The following is a 15,238-nucleotide window of genomic DNA, read 5'->3' on the forward strand; positions in this document are numbered from 1 at the left end:
CGGCGATCGGGGCCACCCCGCCCCTCCCAAGACTGTCAAGAGGAACGATGTCGAGCGACGAGACGCCGAACGTCCCCACATCTCGCACTTCACGCGAGGCCGTGCGGGAGAAGGCACAGAAGGTGCACGCCCAGCAGTCCAGGGCGCGCATCATGCGACGGATCATCATCGGCGCCATCGCCGTGGTCGCCGTCGGAGCGATCGGCACCGCGGTGACCCTCGCCGTGTCGGCGCAGATCTCGAAGCCGCAGCTCTCCCCGGGCGGAATGGACAACGACGGCATCCTCGTCTCCGACGTCAGCGCGACCGCGGTGGCCGACGATGTCCCCGCGACGCCCAGTCCGGATGCGACGGATGCCGGTGCTGCGACGACACCCACACCTCAGCCCACGACGTCGAGCTCGGTCGACATCCACGTCTACGTCGACTACCTGTCGCCCGACGCGGGCGAGTTCGAGCGTGCCAACGCCCGTCAGCTCGTGAACTGGATCACCGAGGGTGCAGCGACGGTCACTTACCACCCGGTCGCGCTGCTGACGGCGAGCTCGAACGGCACCAAGTACTCGCTGCGTGCAGCGGGTGCCGCTGCCTGCGTCGCGACGCACTCGCCGGCGCAGTTCTACGCCTTCAACCACGATCTGCTCGAGGACCAGCCAGAGGTGAACACCGACGGCTACTCCGACTCGGAGCTCGCCGACATCGCCGGCGCCGTCGGTTCGGACAAGATCAAGACCGTGCGCTCCTGCATCGAAGACCAGGACTACGTCACCTGGGCGAAGGAGGCCACGTCTCGAGCCCTCGAAGGACCGCTCGTCGGATCCGACGACCTCGTGCTGTCGTCCGCGCCGATGATCGTCGTGAACGGCGAGGCGTACGTCGGCGCGCTCGACGATCCGGTCGAGTTCTCGCAGTTCGTGCTGACCGTGTCGAACGACGCCTCGCAGGAGGCCGCGACGCCGTCGCCGACCCCGACCCCCACTCCGACGACGACCCCGTAGTTCGTTCGCAGACGCCGCCTCTCGCTAAGCTGAGTGGCGTCCGCCGACTTGGCGCAATTGGTAGCGCACCGTACTTGTAATACGGGGGTTACGGGTTCGAGTCCCGTAGTCGGCTCTGTCTCGGGCGCCTCGCTGCGCGGCGCGACATCCCGCGTCACACGCGAAATACTCCGCGCACCGGTCTGGTTGTCTCGGAGTATGACTCGCATCGGAAACAGTGATCTGACCGTCTTCCCCCTCGCTCTCGGCGGCAACGTGTTCGGCTGGACGGCCGACCGCGACGCCTCGTTCGCCGTGCTCGACGCCTTCGTCGACGGGGGAGGCGACTTCGTCGACACCGCCGATTCGTACAGCGCCTGGGTGCCGGGAAACTCGGGCGGTGAGAGCGAGACGATCATCGGCCAGTGGCTCTCCTCGCGGAAGCCGGAAGGCGTGGTCGTCGCCACGAAGGTGAGCCAGCACCCGGACTTCAAGGGACTGGCGGGACCGAACGTCCGCGCCGCGGCGGAGGCGTCGCTCCAGCGCCTCGGCGTCGACGCGCTCGACCTCTACTACGCGCACTTCGACGACGCCGACACTCCGCTCGAGGAGACCGTCGAGGCGTTCGGTCGCCTCGTGGCCGACGGTCTCGTGCGGAACATCGCCGTGTCGAACTACTCGGCCGAGCGCATCCGCGAGTGGATCGACATCTCCGACCGCCTCGGCGTCCCCCGTCCGGTCGCCGTGCAGCCGCACTACAACCTCGTGCACCGCAACGACGTCGAGGAGCACATCATCCCGGTGGCCGAGGAGTTCGGACTCGGCCTCGTGCCGTACTACTCGCTGGCCAGTGGATTCCTCACCGGTAAGTACCGCTCGACGGATGCCGCCGGCCAGTCGTCGCCGCGCGCCGGCGGCGCCGCGAAGTACGCGACCGAAGCGGGGCTGCGCATCATCGACGCGCTCGAGGAGATCGGGAACGCTCACGGAGCGTCGATCGCCGCCACCTCGCTGGCCTGGCTGCGCGCTCAGCCGACGGTCGTCGCACCGATCGCCAGCGCACGCTCCGTCGAGCAGGTCCCTGACCTGCTCGCGGGTGCCCGACTCGAACTCACCGAAGACGAGATCTCCGCGCTGAACAGCGTCTCGGAGTGGACGCCGTCGGCATCCTGACCCTGCTCGGTCTCTGACGCGTCGGCGCCTCAGTGCGCCGGCGCGTCAGCGGTCCCGGGCAGCGAATCGTCGCCCGCGAGACCCAGCCGGTGCGCGAGGATCACGGCGTGGATGCGGTCCCGAGCCCCGAGCTTCGACAGCACGCGCCCGACATGGGTCTTCACCGTGGATTCACTCACGAACAGAGCGCGGGCTATCTCGGCGTTCGTGAGCCCCCGTGCGATCTCCAGGAACACGTCGCGCTCCCGTTCGGTCAGCGACCTCGTGGGGTCTTCGACGGGTGCAGGCGCAGCTGTCGGCACGGCGTCGAGCTGCGGACTCACGTGCTCGAGCAGTCTTCGCGTCACGCTCGGCGCCAGCGCGGCGTCGCCGCGATGCACAGCTCGCACGGCGGCGATCATCTCGTGGCGGTGGGCGTCTTTGAGGAGGAAGCCGCTCGCGCCCGCCCGGATCGCTCCGAAGGCGTACTCGTCGAGGTCGAACGTCGTGAGCACGAGCACCCGGCTCGCAGGATGCTCGCGCACGATCGCCTCGGTCGCGGCGATCCCGTCGAGTCCCGGCATCCGGATGTCCATCAGCACGAGGTCGGGATGCAGGGCCGCGGTCTGCGCGATCGCGGCGCGACCGTCGCCCGCCTCGCCCACCACCACCATGTCCGCCTCGGCCTCGAGCACCATCCGGAATCCGAGCCGGATGAGCTCCTGGTCGTCGACGAGCAGGATCGAGATCGGGTCGGTCATGACGGCTCCTCCGGAATGGATTCGACGGTAACGGGGGTCTGGTCGACGGGCAGCTCGGCGCGCAGTATCCAGCGTCCTCCCGCTGCGGGCTCCGAGACGAAGGTGCCGCGCACATGTGCGGCGCGTTCGGCGAGGCCGCGAAGTCCGAAGCCGGCGTTGCCGACGGTTCCCGACGCCCCGTCGTTGACGATCTCGACGACGACGCTGCCCGGAGAGTGGATGATGCGCGCGGCGATCGAGCTCGCTGACGGCGCGTGACGCATCGCGTTGGTGACACCCTCCTGCACGATGCGCCCCACCGCGTGCGCGACAGCGGGGGAGAGGGCGGCTGTGCCGGATTCGGTGAGCGTGACGGGGAAGCCGGCGCGCTGCGCGATCGCCACCGTCTCGCGTGGATCGACCGGTGCAGCGGGCGCGAGAGGAGCGGTCGCCTCCGCGTCGCGGAGCACGCCCAGCATGGAGCGCATCTCGGTGAGGGCGGCGCGCGCCGTCGTCGCCGCGGCGGTGGAGGCGGCCGCCGCCTGATCGCGGTCGGACGTGGCCGCGGCGCCCTCGGAGAGTGCGACGATCACGGTCAGGGAGTGGGAGACGATGTCGTGCATCTCCCGCGCGATGCGCGCCCGCTCCGACGCAGCGGCGAGTTGCGCCTGCTGATCGCGCTCGATGAGGAGCTGTCGGGACCGATCGATCACCGCGGCGATGTACCGTTTGCGACCACCGACGTTCACGCCGATGAGGGTACCGATCAGACCGAAGATGAGGACGGTCAATCCGGTGTTCAGCCCGATCTGCATCTCGATGACGCCGGCGAGCACGAGCGGTACGGCGACGGCGATGATCGCGGCGACCACGATGCCGAAGCCCGTCCACGCGACACGCGACGACCGGTAGACCGCGAGCGAGTAGCCCGCCACGAGCATCAGCGGTGTGCCGGCGGGCTGCTCCGCGAAGAGGAGGAGGGCCTCGACGGCGGCGGAGGCGACGAAAGGCACGAGAGGGGCGAACCGTCGCCACATCAGGGAGACGCACGCGGCGATGATCGCGATCGGCGCCACGACCGCGAAGGCGAGCGCGAGCGGGCCCTCAGCGGTGCGGTCGAAAGGGGCGGCTGGCAGCAGCGAGAGGGCGAGGCAGATGAGGGTGATCAGAACATCCGCGACGACCGGGTGTCGCGCCCAGAACCGGCGGAGAAGCCCCGGAGGACGCGGCAGCCGCAGCTCCTCCTCCTCGCGGAGGGAGCTGCGGCTGCGTGTGCTGGTCACCGGGGAACTCTACGCGGCCGTGCGATCACGCGTCGCGGGTGCGCAGGACGACCCAGGCGGCGAGCAGGCCGCCGACCGTCCACGCCCCGAGCGTCAGGTAGGCGACGGGCTCGTCGAGGGCAGCGCCCTCGGGGAGGATCGCGCTCTGCGCGGCGGCGACCGGAAGGTACGCGGAGGCGTCGATGACCCAGGCCCAGGCTTCGCCCGCCATGGTGAAGAACGTCGCCACGATCGGGAGGACGAAGAGCAGGCCGACGGTCGCCGCGATCGCGCCCGCACCGGAACGGAGCAGGAAGCCGAAGGCGACGCCGATGAGCGCGAACACGGCCATCGCCAGCGAAGAGACGAGGATCGGCAGGATCGACACAGACGGGTCGCTCCAGTCGATGCTCTGGTCGCGCGACGAGACGATCGCGGAGACGGCCAGGGCAGCGGCCGAGAAGACGACGACCGAGCTCACGAACAGGAACAGCGCGACGACGAGGGCCTTGGCGAGCAGAGCCGATCCGCGACGGGGGTTGGCTGTCAAGGTCGAGCGGATCATGCCGGTCGAGTACTCGCCGGTCACGGAGATGGCCCCCAGAATGCCGGCGAGCAGCATCGTGAACTGGATCGGCATGACGACGGCCTGGATCGGCTCGAAACCTGGTGCATCGATCGCCTGAGCGATGAGGACAGCGATGCCCACCGTGAGCACGGCGGTGATCGCGATCGACCACCACGTGGAGCGGAGGGTGGCGAGCTTGATCCACTCGCCGCGCACCTCGCGGAGGAACGACAGTCGGTGGCCCGTGTCGACGCGTTGACGCGTTAGGGCGGGTGCCTGGATGGTCATGAGATCTCCTTGGTCCGGTACTCGACCGCGTCGCCGGTCAGGGCTAGGTAGGCGTCTTCGAGAGAGCCGGTGGTGGGTGTGAGTTCGTGGAGAGGGATGCCGCGGTCCGCGGCGAGGTCGCCGATGCGCGATGCCGGCAGGCCGACGACATCGAGGAGGTCGGGCGCGGTGCTGACGATCTCGACGTCCGGACCGCCGACGGCGGCGGCGAGGTCGGCGGCGCGCGGCGTGCGGACCCGGACGGTGTTGCGGGTCCAGGCGCGGACGAGCTCGTCGAGCGGAGCATCGGCGAGCACGTGGCCGCGACCCATCACGATCACGTGGTCGGCCGTCTGCGCCATCTCGCTCATGAGGTGACTGGAGAGCAGCACCGTGCGCCCCTCCGAGGCGGCGTGCCGCACGAACTGGCGCACCCATCGAACCCCCTCGGGGTCGAGTCCGTTGACCGGCTCGTCGAGGATCAGCGTGTGCGGGTCGCCGAGCAGTGCCGACGCGATACCGAGGCGCTGGCCCATGCCGAGCGAGAACTTCCCGGCGCGCTTGCGGGCGACCGAGCCGATGCCGGCGAGGTCGATGACCTCGTCCACCCGCGAGGCGGGGATGCCGTGGGTCGCCGCCATGGCCCGCAGGTGGTTGCGTGCGGTACGGCCCGTGTGCACGGCCTTGGCATCGAGCAGCACGCCGACCTCGGTGAGTGGCGCGCGCAGCTTTCGGTACCCCCGTCCTGCGACGGTCGCGGTGCCCGAGGTCGGCCGGTCGAGTCCCACGATGAGCCTCATCGTGGTGGACTTGCCGGCGCCGTTGGGTCCGAGGAATCCGGTGACGGTGCCCGGCTTGACCGTGAACGACACGTCCTGGACGGCTGTCTTGTCTCCGAACCTCTTCGTGAGGCCCTCTGCTGTGATCATGCCTTTGACGCTACGGCCGAGGGAGGCTCCACCGCGTCCTCCTGCGGTACCGGAACGCAGGGCGTCGTCCTCCGGATCCGTAGCACCGCAGGACCACGCCGCCGAGGGACGATCAGTCGCGCGGACGAGCCGTCACGCGAGCGGACACCTCCTCCGATGCGGCGATCGCCTCATCGATGATCTCTCTCGTCGGCTCGGCGGTCAGCCAGTCGTGGCTCAGCGACGCGGGGATCAGCAGCGGCATCCGATCGTGGATGTCGGCGAGTCGGTCGGGAGCGGGGCGCATGACGATCGAGTAGCAGGTGAACCAGGTGCCGTCTGCGGTGCGGCCGCGTTGCGTCACCGCCGCCATGCCGAACAGCGCGCCGTCGTCGACGAGGAACTCGTGCCACACGCGCTCGGGCTTCTTCATCTCGTACCAGCTCGTGGCAGGGACCAGGGCGCGGGTCTTCAGACCGCCGGGGCGGTCCTGCAGGCGCTCTGACCTCGTGTTGATCGACGGGAACTTCGAGGGCTCACCGCCGATCAGGAAGCCCCACCATGCGGGCTCAAGGGTGGGTGCCGTGTCGGGCTGCACCACGATCGGGTTGAGGTTGCGGAGGTTCTTGCCGGTGGGGCGCACCGTCTCGTTCGCGTTCTCCTCCGCCCACCCGCGGAGGCCGTCGAGCACTGCCTCATCGGCGGCCTCGAGGAGCTCCGCATCGGTGAACCGGGGGTCAAGTCCGTAGCTCGCGCACATGCCGCCAGCGTACGCCGCACCACCGACATCGGCACGGGCCGGTCTCGCGCGCTCGGGTAGGGTCGACGGGTGACACCCGACCGCCGTCTACCCGCCCCCGTCGCGCTCGGCGGAGCAGTCGCGATCGGCGTCATGACGGCCGTGCAGGCACGCATCAACGGCGTCCTCGGCGTCAAGGTCGACAACGGGATCGTCGCCGGCCTCATCTCCTTCTCGGTGGGACTCGCGGCCCTGATCATCGTGATCGTCTGCATCCCCTCCGCGCGCCGAGGCGTGGGGCGGCTGCGCGACGGCATCCGACAGCGCACGATCCCGTTCTGGATGCTGCTGGGCGGCGCCTGCGGCGCCCTCACCGTCTCGACGCAGGGAGTGACCGCCGGGGTTCTCGGCGTCTCGCTCTTCACGGTCGGGGTCGTGGCCGGGCAGACCCTCCACGGGCTCGTCCTCGACCGGATCGGCTTCGGACCCGCCGGCGTGGTCGCCGTCACGCCGGGACGCGTGCTCGGGGGAGCGCTGGCGCTCGCCGCGGTGGGCATCTCGCTCAGCGGCGACGTGCTCGCGACCGCGCCGCTCTGGATGCTGCTGCTGCCCTTCGCGGCCGGCGTCGGCATCGCGTGGCAGGCGGCGACGAACGGACGCCTCGCGCAGCGGGTGCAGTCACCGCTCATCGCGACGTTCATGAGTTTCGTCGCGGGCACGGTGGCCCTCCTCCTCGCCGCAGCCGTGAGCGTCGCGATCCGCGGCCTGCCCGCCGCACCGCCCGCCGAGCCCTGGCTGTACCTGGGCGGGTTCCTCGGCTTCGCCTACATCCTGCTCGGCGCCTTCATCGTCGCGCACACGGGCGTGTTGCTGATGGGGCTCGGGTCGGTGCTCGGCCAGCTCGCGGCATCCGTCGTCATCGACCTCATCTGGCCCGCCGCCGCAGGCCCTGCCCTGTGGCAGATCGTCGGGATGGTCGTGGTGGCCGTCGGATCCGTGGTGGTCGCGCTGCCGCGTCGCCGACGCTGACTACTTCTTCTCGTCGCGCTTCTTCGGCGTGGGCTTCGGCATCCGGGTGACGAGCTTGCGCGCCTCGACGCCCTTGCGCCGCCCCGGCTTCTTGCCCTCCGGCTTGCCGCCGACGTAGAGCCAGCCGAGCAGCTCCTCGTTCTTGCCGAGGCCGTGCGCCTTCGCGACGGCCTTGGCGCGGGTGTAGTGGCCGGTGCGCCAGATGACGCCCCACCCCGCCTCGTCGAGCAGCAGGCTCAGCACGTGCGCGACGCCGGATGCCACCGCCTCCTGCTCCCAGCGGGGCACCTTGTCGCTCTTGCGGTAGCTGGCGACCACGGCGATCAGCAGCGGTGCACGCAGCGGCTTGGTCGACGGCGACGAGTCGCCCTGCGCCTTCGCGATCGCGGCGCCCAGCACCTCGCGGTCGCCTCCGCGCATCTCGATGAGACGCCATGGGCGCAGCGACGAGTGGTCGGCGACGCGCCCCGCCGCGGCGACGAGGTGCAGCAGCTCCTCGCGGGACGGCGCCTCGGCGGTGACCTTCGACCAGGACTGACGAGAGCGGACGGCCTCGAGCGCGCTCACGACTCGTCGGGGGTGAAGTTCAGCGCGATCGAGTTCATGCAGTAGCGGTCGCCGGTCGGCGTGCCGAACCCGTCGGGGAACACGTGGCCCAGGTGCGAGCCGCAGGTCGCGCAGCGCACCTCGGTGCGGACCATGCCGAGGCTCGTGTCCTCGATCAGCTCCACCGCATCGGGGCGGACGGATTCGTAGAAGCTCGGCCAGCCGCATCCGGAGTCGAACTTCGTGCCGCTCTTGAACAGCTCGGCACCGCAGGCGCCGCAGGTGTAGAGGCCGGAACGGCTCTCGTCGAGCAGCTCGCCGGTCCAGGCGCGCTCGGTCGCCGCTTCACGCAGCACGGCGTACTGGTCGGCGCCCAGTTCCTCGCGCCACTCGTCTTCGGTCTTGTCAACGCTGTACGACATCGGTCCTCCTGAGGTTCACCCCCATTCTCTCGTGTCCACTGGGGGTCGGCGCGGCAGAATGGTCATATGACGGATGCCGTGCAGCAGCGTTACGCGCGGTTCGCCGCAGAGGAGGCGCCGGGGCGCAGCGAGGTCTACGCCGAGTGGGCTGCGGGGGTGGCCGGTGATCCGGCGCTCCGCGACATCATCTCGAGGATCCCCGAGACCCGACGGCAGCCGCCCCTCGTCTTCGCGGTCACCCGGATGCTCGGCGTGGAGACCGGCGCGTTCGACACGTGGCGCGCCTTCGTGATGACTCACGCCGACGAGATCGTGGCGGAGTGCACCGATCGGCGGCTGCAGACGAACGAGCCGCTGCGCCTCGCCGCGCTACTTCCCGTGCTCTCCGAGATCGACGGACCCCTCGCGATGCTCGAGATCGGCGCATCAGCGGGACTCTGCCTCTACCCCGACCGCTACTCGTACCGCTTCGTCGATGGGGACGGTCGCGTGCGGGCGGCACTCGACCCCGCCGACGGACCCTCGTCGGTGGTGCTGGAGAGCCGCGTCGACGGCGAGATGCCCGAGCTCCGGGTACCGCGCGTGGTCTGGCGCGGAGGGGTCGACCTCGCCCCGCTCGACGCCCGCGATCCTCGCGATCGGCGCTGGTTGCGCTCGCTCGTCTGGCCGGGGGAGGAGGGGCGCGAGGAGCGTGTCGCGGCCGCACTCGACATCGCCTCCGTGGATCCGCCCCTTATGCTGCAGGGCGATGCCCTCGACCGCCTCGACGAGCTCGTGAGAGCCGCGCCCTCCGACGCGACGCTCGTGATCACGACCCCCGGCGTGCTCGTGCACATCCCGCGCGCGACGCGGACGGCGCTCGTCGACCGCATCCGCTCGCAGGCCGCGCGCTGGGTGACGATCGACCCGCCCGCTCTGCTCGACATCTGGGAGCCGCCCGTCGCGCATGAGGAGTGGCCAGGGTTCGTCGTCGCCCTCGACGGCCGGGTGCGGGCGGCAGCCGATCCACTCGGGCGATGGTGGGAGTGGCGCGCGGGCGAGTGAGGCGACCCGACGTAGTCTGAGCGCATGCGCGGAGAGCTCACGGAACGGGATCGTCTGATCCTCGCCCTCGAGACCGCGTGGCCGCGGCACGGCGGGGCCAAGGAAGAGGTCATCCGGGCGCAGCTCGGGATGAGCGCGGCTCGCTACTATCAGCTCCTCGGGCGGCTGATCGATTCCGAGGAGGCATTGGAGTTCGACCCCCTGCTGGTCGGCCGACTGCGCCGCATCCGCGATCGTCGCGCCTTCCAGCGCTCTGCCCGCACCCCCGGGTTCGTCGGCTGATCGAGCCCGCGCCACGCGCTGAGCGGTCGCCGACGCGGATACTCAGTGCGGTGCCGTTAGCATCGAGGGGTGTCTAAGCCGAACCGCGATCGATTCGACGACGTCCCCCGCACCTCCGGACGCGTGGGTGCGCATCGCGCCGAAGCGCCGGGGATGAACGGCTGGATCGTCCTCCTGTGGTCCTTCGTCGCCGCCCTCGTGCTCATCATCGGCGGCATCTTCGGCTCGCTCGTCGTCATGGGGCGCATCAGTCTCTTCCCCGAGGCTGTCCCGACCGCGATGCCCTCGCCCGAGGAGACCGGCGTCGTCGACACCACCTATTCGGTGCTCATCCTCAACGCGACGGCCGACGAGGGGCTCGACGATCAGATGCGAGACACGCTCATCAACAGCGGCTGGTCGGCCGACGTGGTGTTCGCGAGCGACAGCACGAGCCAGGACTTCTCCACGACGACCGTCTACTACGTCGCCGACGAGGACGAGCTGGCCGCGATCGGCCTTGCCGGCGTCATCGGCGGAGCCGACGTGCAGCAGAGCGACTTCTACGCCGACATGAACGACACGGACCAGAAGCAGCTCACGGTCGTGATCGGTCTCGACCGGTCGTCGAACCCGCCGGCGGCCACCGAGACCCCGGCTCCGTAGTCCCTTCGCAGCGGCTTGCACTCGATGGGGTCGAGTGCCAGAATGGCGTTAGCACTCTCTCACTCTGAGTGCTAAACCCAACGTCTACGTCCAGGAGGGACGACAAAACTCATGGCAAAGATCATCGCTTTCGATGAGGAGGCCCGCCGCGGCCTCGAGCGCGGCCTCAACATCCTCGCCGACGCCGTCAAGGTGACGCTCGGCCCGCGCGGTCGCAACGTCGTGCTCGAGAAGAAGTGGGGCGCCCCCACGATCACGAACGACGGTGTGTCGATCGCCAAGGAGATCGAGCTGGACGACCCGTACGAGAAGATCGGCGCGGAGCTCGTCAAGGAGGTCGCCAAGAAGACCGACGACGTCGCAGGCGACGGCACCACGACCGCGACCGTCCTCGCTCAGGCGCTCGTCCGCGAGGGTCTGCGCAACGTCGCAGCCGGTTCCGACCCCATCTCGCTCAAGCGCGGCATCGAGAAGGCCGTCACGGCCATCACCGAGGAGCTGCTCGCCAGCGCGAAGGAGATCGACTCCAAGGAGCAGATCGCCGCGACCGCATCCATCTCGGCCGCTGACCCGGCCATCGGCGAGCTCATCGCCGAGGCGATCGACAAGGTCGGCAAGGAAGGCGTCGTCACGGTCGAGGAGTCTCAGACCTTCGGCACCGAGCTCGAGCTCACCGAGGGCATGCGCTTCGACAAGGGCTACCTGAACCCGTACTTCGTCACGGACCCGGAGCGCCAGGAGGCCGTGTTCGAGGACCCGTACATCCTCATCGCGAACCAGAAGATCTCGAACATCAAGGACCTTCTGCCCATCGTCGACAAGGTGATCCAGGACGGCAAGGAGCTCGTCATCATTGCCGAGGACGTCGAGGGCGAGGCTCTCGCGACCCTCGTGCTCAACAAGCTCAAGGGCATCTTCAAGTCGGTCGCCGTCAAGGCTCCCGGCTTCGGCGACCGTCGCAAGGCGCAGCTGCAGGACATCGCGATCCTCACGGGCGGCCAGGTCATCACCGAAGAGGTGGGCCTGAAGCTCGAGAACGCCACTCTCGACCTGCTCGGCCGTGCGCGCAAGGTCATCGTCACCAAGGACGAGACCACGATCGTCGAGGGCGCCGGTGAGGCCGACCAGATCGAGGGTCGCGTCACGCAGATCCGCCGTGAGATCGAGAACACCGACAGCGACTACGACCGCGAGAAGCTGCAGGAGCGCCTCGCCAAGCTCGCCGGCGGCGTCGCCGTCATCAAGGCGGGTGCCGCGACCGAGGTCGAGCTCAAGGAGCGCAAGCACCGCATCGAGGACGCCGTCCGCAACGCGAAGGCGGCCGTCGAGGAGGGCATCGTCCCCGGTGGTGGCGTCGCGCTCATCCAGTCGGGCACCAAGGCCCTCGACGCTCTCACGCTCTCGGGCGACGAGGCGACCGGCGCGAACATCGTCCGCGTCGCGATCGAGGCTCCGCTCAAGCAGATCGCGCTGAACGCCGGTCTCGAGCCCGGTGTCGTCGCGAACAAGGTGTCTGAGCTCCCCGCGGGCCAGGGCCTCAACGCCGCGACCGGTGAGTACGGCGACATGTTCGCACAGGGCATCATCGACCCGGCGAAGGTGACCCGCTCGGCTCTGCAGAACGCGGCGTCGATCGCCGGCCTGTTCCTGACGACCGAGGCCGTCGTGGCCGACAAGCCCGAGAAGGCGGCCGCTCCGGCCGGCGACCCGACGGGTGGCATGGACTTCTGATTCAGAAGCGTTGAAGAGAAGACGCCCCGACCTCACGGTCGGGGCGTCTTTTCGTGCGCCCGGTCAGCGGAACAGGCTCGCCGAGAACTGGTCGGCCTCGGCGTACTGGGTGGCGGCGCTGCCCAGCGAATGGCCGATCGACTCGAGCGTCTGCTCGAGGTTCAGCTGACCCCCGCGCCACTGCTCCACGCAGGACTGGAACGCGCTCGACGCGTTCCCGACCCACGAGGACTGCAGCTGTGTGAGCTGGCTCGTGAGTGTTGCGGCCTCGACGTGCAGCCGCTCCATGGTGGCGAGCGCGGCCGTGTGGGCCGCACCCACGGCCTCTGTGTCGACGGTGATGACGGACATGGAATCTCCTCTCGATGGGATTCCGACGATAGGAGCGCAGCGCGCGCGGTCACCGGCGTCTCGACGCGCTTTCACCCGCACTGTGCACAACCCGCCAGTGCCCTCCGCGGTGGAGAAGCGTCAGAGCGCGAGCGGGTCGATCGGCTGCGTGTCCTCGAGGAGATGAGCCGGGGTGGCCCGCGACGGCGCCAGTGGGAGCGTGATCGTGAAGGTCGCGCCGCCGCCCGGCGTCTCGGTGACGGCGACGCTGCCGCGGAGCGCCTTCATGATCGACGCGACGATCGCAAGCCCGAGGCCGGAACCACCGGTCTCGCGCGCTCGAGACGTGTCGGCGCGCCAGAAGCGCTCGAAGATCTGATCGCGGATCTGCGGCGGAATGCCCTCTCCGTGATCGACGACCGAGATGCTGCCCGTTCCTCGGACGCGGTCGGCGTCGACGACGATCTCGAGAGGGCTGTCGGCCGGCGAGAACCGCCGCGCGTTGCCGAGAAGGTTCGTGACGACCTGGCGCACCTTGTTCTCCTCGCCCAACACGATCGGGGGAGTGCGGACGGGCACGTCGGTGGCCTCAGTGAAGTCGATCCCCGTGACCTCGGGAGCGGTCGGGGTGCGCGGCCGCCTACGCAGACGTCCGAGCGTCGCGCGGGAGAGCGCGCCGCGTGGCGTCGGAGGCTGCCGGTCGGGCGCGACCGGGGTCGGGCGCGTCGTGACGTCGATGAGAGGGGCGTCGACCGTGCGATCGATCACCGTCACCGTACGACCGGGGGCGGCGGCCCGGAGATCCAGAGCCGCGTCGCGCGCGATGGGACGGAGATCGAGTGCCTCGATCTCGGGCTCGCGCTCCTCGTCGAGACGGGCGAGGGCGAGGAGATCCTCGACCAGCACGCCCATGCGGATGGCCTCCTTCTCGATGCGCTCCATGGCGCGAGCCGTGTCCTCCTCGCCCTTGATCGCACCCATGCGGTAGAGCTCGGCGTACCCCCGAACGCTCACAAGGGGAGTCCGCAGCTCGTGGCTGGCGTCGCCGATGAAGCGCCGCATGTGCTGCACGGTGCGGTCGCGCTGGGCGAGCGACCCGTCGACGCGGTCGAGCATCGTGTTGATCGCGGTGTTGAGGCGCCCGACCTCGGTGGTCGGCTCGAGGTCTGTCAGGCGCTGACTGAAGTCGCCCTTCGCGATCGACATGGCGGTCGATTCGACCTGGCCGAGGCGCCGGAAGGTCAGCGTGACGAGTCCTCGGGTGAGGAGGGCCGCGATGAGGATCGTCACGAGCGCGACGGTGATGTAGATGCCGAAGAACTGGCTGATGATCCGGTCGGCGTAGTCGAGGGGCATCGCCACCATCTGGATCCGCAGCGCGCCATCGCCGTCACCGGGCAGCAGCGCCACTGCGGCGCGGAAGTCGTCGCCCTTCGTGCCGGCGAGGGGGAACACGCCGTCGCCGGCGTTCTGTGCATCCAGCAGCGTGTACTTCGAGGGGAAGGGCGGCTTGCCCCCGTTCGCGGAGTTGCCCGTCGTGGTCTGCAGCACGCCCTCGCCGTCGTAGATCGCGACGAAGAAGTCCCTGGGCGATTCGCGCGGGGTGTAGACCGTCTTGCCGTCCTCGACCGACATGTCGAAGTAGCGCGGGGCGAGGTCGGCCGAGACGAGCGCGGGCAGCTGCGCTTCGATGTTCCCGACGAGCGAGTTGCGCAGGATGGGCACGGTCCCTATCCCGGCGAGCAGGAGGCCGAGCGCGAGCACGGCGACGGTGACGCCCGTCACCTTCGCGCGCAGGCTGATGGCCCGCCACCAGCGGGTGACCGCGTCAGGCTTGTGCGCCATGCGGCCCTCCCTCCGGTCGTCGTCCGTGCGGCGTCAGCGCTCCGTCGACGACTACTTGCCGACCTTCAGCATGTAGCCGAAGCCGCGCTTGGTCTGGATGACCGACTCTTCCGTGTGCGGGTCGATCTTGCGGCGCAGGTACGAGATGTAGCTCTCGACGATGCCGGCATCGCCGTTGAAGTCGTACTCCCAGACGTGGTCGAGGATCTGCGCCTTCGACAGCACCCGGTTCGGATTGAGCATGAGGTAGCGCAGCAGCTTGAACTCGGTCGGCGAGAGCTCGATCGGCTCCTTGCCGACGTGGACGTCGTGCGTGTCCTGATCCATCGACAGTTCGCCGGCGCGGATGATCGACTCCTCGTCGGCCTGCATGGTGCGGCGCAGGATGGCCTGCGCGCGGGCGACGATCTCGTCGAGGCTGAACGGCTTGGTGACGTAGTCGTCGCCGCCGGCGTTCAGGCCCTCGATCTTGTCGTCGGTGCCGTCCTTGGCCGTGAGGAAGAGGATCGGCGCCGTGAAGCCCGCGCCACGGAGACGCTTGGTGACGCTGAAGCCGTTCATGTCGGGCAGCATGACGTCGAGGATGATGAGGTCGGGCTCCTCCTCCAGCACCGCCGAGATCGTGGCGGCGCCGTTGGCGACCGTCTTGACCTGGAACCCGGCGAAGCTGAGACCCGTGGAGAGCAGGTCGCGGATGTTCGGCTCGTCGTCGACGACCAGGATGCGCGCATCAGTCATGTCCCCATTATGG

The 15,238-nt window shown here is 69.4% G+C and carries 17 protein-coding genes and 1 tRNA gene; 8 read left to right on the plus strand and 10 right to left on the minus strand.

Going from position 1 to position 15,238, the window contains the following annotated elements:
- Positions 1 to 47 precede the first annotated feature (47 nt).
- The 3 genes from RAC81_RS10430 to RAC81_RS10440 all read left to right on the plus strand — a co-directional run bounded on the left by RAC81_RS10430 (position 48) and on the right by RAC81_RS10440 (position 2,150).
- On the plus strand, positions 48 to 998 hold the full coding sequence (locus RAC81_RS10430) for a DsbA family protein (RefSeq protein WP_375082281.1): 951 nt from the start codon (positions 48 to 50) through the stop codon (positions 996 to 998).
- 42 nt (positions 999 to 1,040) lie between these two features.
- A tRNA-Thr gene (locus tag RAC81_RS10435) sits at positions 1,041 to 1,113 on the plus strand.
- An 83-nt stretch (positions 1,114 to 1,196) separates the two neighbouring features.
- Positions 1,197 to 2,150: an aldo/keto reductase gene (locus RAC81_RS10440; RefSeq protein WP_375082282.1), complete on the plus strand. Its 954-nt coding sequence runs from the start codon at positions 1,197 to 1,199 to the stop codon at positions 2,148 to 2,150.
- 29 nt (positions 2,151 to 2,179) lie between these two features.
- Here the strand turns inward: RAC81_RS10440 and RAC81_RS10445 are convergent, their stop codons facing one another.
- The 5 genes from RAC81_RS10445 to RAC81_RS10465 form a co-directional block, all read right to left on the minus strand.
- Entirely contained in the window at positions 2,180 to 2,890 is a 711-nt protein-coding gene (locus tag RAC81_RS10445) for a response regulator (RefSeq protein ID WP_375082283.1), read from the minus strand.
- On the minus strand, positions 2,887 to 4,152 hold the full coding sequence (locus tag RAC81_RS10450) for a sensor histidine kinase (protein ID WP_375082284.1): 1,266 nt from the start codon (positions 4,150 to 4,152) through the stop codon (positions 2,887 to 2,889). Before RAC81_RS10450 ends, RAC81_RS10445 begins: the two co-directional genes overlap by 4 nt.
- A 25-nt stretch (positions 4,153 to 4,177) precedes the next feature.
- Positions 4,178 to 4,987, minus strand: a complete 810-nt coding sequence (locus tag RAC81_RS10455; protein WP_375082285.1) for an ABC transporter permease — start codon at positions 4,985 to 4,987, stop codon at positions 4,178 to 4,180.
- Positions 4,984 to 5,895: an ABC transporter ATP-binding protein gene (locus tag RAC81_RS10460; protein ID WP_375082286.1), complete on the minus strand. Its 912-nt coding sequence runs from the start codon at positions 5,893 to 5,895 to the stop codon at positions 4,984 to 4,986. Before RAC81_RS10460 ends, RAC81_RS10455 begins: the two co-directional genes overlap by 4 nt.
- Before the next feature lie 112 nt (positions 5,896 to 6,007).
- On the minus strand, positions 6,008 to 6,634 hold the full coding sequence (locus RAC81_RS10465) for an SOS response-associated peptidase family protein (RefSeq protein WP_375082287.1): 627 nt from the start codon (positions 6,632 to 6,634) through the stop codon (positions 6,008 to 6,010).
- A gap of 69 nt (positions 6,635 to 6,703) precedes the next feature.
- Here RAC81_RS10465 and RAC81_RS10470 point away from each other — a divergent pair, with 69 nt between their 5' ends.
- Entirely contained in the window at positions 6,704 to 7,642 is a 939-nt protein-coding gene (locus tag RAC81_RS10470) for a DMT family transporter (protein WP_375082288.1), read from the plus strand.
- Here the strand turns inward: RAC81_RS10470 and RAC81_RS10475 are convergent, their stop codons facing one another.
- Both RAC81_RS10475 and msrB read right to left on the minus strand, forming a co-directional pair.
- Positions 7,643 to 8,209 carry a nitroreductase family protein gene (locus tag RAC81_RS10475; protein ID WP_375082289.1) on the minus strand — a complete coding sequence of 189 codons (567 nt, stop codon included), beginning with the start codon at positions 8,207 to 8,209 and terminating at the stop codon, positions 7,643 to 7,645.
- The gene (gene msrB / locus RAC81_RS10480) at positions 8,206 to 8,610 is read right to left on the minus strand and encodes a peptide-methionine (R)-S-oxide reductase MsrB (RefSeq protein WP_251587126.1); all 405 of its coding nucleotides are present in this window, start codon (positions 8,608 to 8,610) and stop codon (positions 8,206 to 8,208) included. The genes RAC81_RS10475 and msrB overlap by 4 nt, the downstream gene beginning before the upstream one ends.
- Positions 8,611 to 8,676: 66 nt before the next feature.
- Here msrB and RAC81_RS10485 point away from each other — a divergent pair, with 66 nt between their 5' ends.
- From RAC81_RS10485 to groL, 4 genes are all read left to right on the plus strand, one after another.
- A complete protein-coding gene (locus tag RAC81_RS10485) occupies positions 8,677 to 9,654 on the plus strand; it encodes a DUF2332 family protein (protein ID WP_375082290.1) in 978 nt (325 codons plus the stop codon).
- 24 nt (positions 9,655 to 9,678) lie between these two features.
- Complete coding sequence (locus tag RAC81_RS10490; RefSeq protein ID WP_375082291.1) at positions 9,679 to 9,936, plus strand: DUF3263 domain-containing protein; 258 nt, start codon at positions 9,679 to 9,681, stop codon at positions 9,934 to 9,936.
- A gap of 69 nt (positions 9,937 to 10,005) precedes the next feature.
- Entirely contained in the window at positions 10,006 to 10,581 is a 576-nt protein-coding gene (locus RAC81_RS10495) for a LytR C-terminal domain-containing protein (protein ID WP_375082292.1), read from the plus strand.
- 111 nt (positions 10,582 to 10,692) lie between these two features.
- A complete protein-coding gene (gene groL, locus RAC81_RS10500) occupies positions 10,693 to 12,312 on the plus strand; it encodes a chaperonin GroEL (protein WP_375082293.1) in 1,620 nt (539 codons plus the stop codon).
- A 63-nt stretch (positions 12,313 to 12,375) separates the two neighbouring features.
- Here the strand turns inward: groL and RAC81_RS10505 are convergent, their stop codons facing one another.
- The 3 genes from RAC81_RS10505 to RAC81_RS10515 form a co-directional block, all read right to left on the minus strand.
- The gene (locus RAC81_RS10505; protein ID WP_375082294.1) at positions 12,376 to 12,663 is read right to left on the minus strand and encodes a WXG100 family type VII secretion target; all 288 of its coding nucleotides are present in this window, start codon (positions 12,661 to 12,663) and stop codon (positions 12,376 to 12,378) included.
- 120 nt (positions 12,664 to 12,783) lie between these two features.
- Entirely contained in the window at positions 12,784 to 14,487 is a 1,704-nt protein-coding gene (locus RAC81_RS10510; protein ID WP_375082295.1) for a sensor histidine kinase, read from the minus strand.
- A 51-nt stretch (positions 14,488 to 14,538) separates the two neighbouring features.
- A complete protein-coding gene (locus RAC81_RS10515; RefSeq protein ID WP_096714949.1) occupies positions 14,539 to 15,225 on the minus strand; it encodes a response regulator transcription factor in 687 nt (228 codons plus the stop codon).
- Positions 15,226 to 15,238: the final 13 nt, after the last annotated feature.

This window comes from Microbacterium sp. CR_7 (assembly GCF_041954755.1).
Taxonomy (GTDB): domain Bacteria; phylum Actinomycetota; class Actinomycetes; order Actinomycetales; family Microbacteriaceae; genus Microbacterium.

Bases quoted from the DNA above. Each gene is read 5' to 3' on its own strand.
- RAC81_RS10430 (WP_375082281.1), top strand. From the start codon at position 48: ATGTCGAGCGACGAGACGCCGAACGTCCCCACATCTCGCACTTCACGC.
- RAC81_RS10440 (WP_375082282.1), top strand. From the start codon at position 1,197: ATGACTCGCATCGGAAACAGTGATCTGACCGTCTTCCCCCTCGCTCTC.
- RAC81_RS10445 (WP_375082283.1), bottom strand. From the start codon at position 2,890: ATGACCGACCCGATCTCGATCCTGCTCGTCGACGACCAGGAGCTCATC.
- RAC81_RS10455 (WP_375082285.1), bottom strand. From the start codon at position 4,987: ATGACCATCCAGGCACCCGCCCTAACGCGTCAACGCGTCGACACGGGC.
- RAC81_RS10460 (WP_375082286.1), bottom strand. From the start codon at position 5,895: ATGATCACAGCAGAGGGCCTCACGAAGAGGTTCGGAGACAAGACAGCC.
- RAC81_RS10465 (WP_375082287.1), bottom strand. From the start codon at position 6,634: ATGTGCGCGAGCTACGGACTTGACCCCCGGTTCACCGATGCGGAGCTC.
- msrB (WP_251587126.1), bottom strand. From the start codon at position 8,610: ATGTCGTACAGCGTTGACAAGACCGAAGACGAGTGGCGCGAGGAACTG.
- RAC81_RS10485 (WP_375082290.1), top strand. From the start codon at position 8,677: ATGACGGATGCCGTGCAGCAGCGTTACGCGCGGTTCGCCGCAGAGGAG.
- RAC81_RS10490 (WP_375082291.1), top strand. From the start codon at position 9,679: ATGCGCGGAGAGCTCACGGAACGGGATCGTCTGATCCTCGCCCTCGAG.
- groL (WP_375082293.1), top strand. From the start codon at position 10,693: ATGGCAAAGATCATCGCTTTCGATGAGGAGGCCCGCCGCGGCCTCGAG.
- RAC81_RS10505 (WP_375082294.1), bottom strand. From the start codon at position 12,663: ATGTCCGTCATCACCGTCGACACAGAGGCCGTGGGTGCGGCCCACACG.
- RAC81_RS10510 (WP_375082295.1), bottom strand. From the start codon at position 14,487: ATGGCGCACAAGCCTGACGCGGTCACCCGCTGGTGGCGGGCCATCAGC.
- RAC81_RS10515 (WP_096714949.1), bottom strand. From the start codon at position 15,225: ATGACTGATGCGCGCATCCTGGTCGTCGACGACGAGCCGAACATCCGC.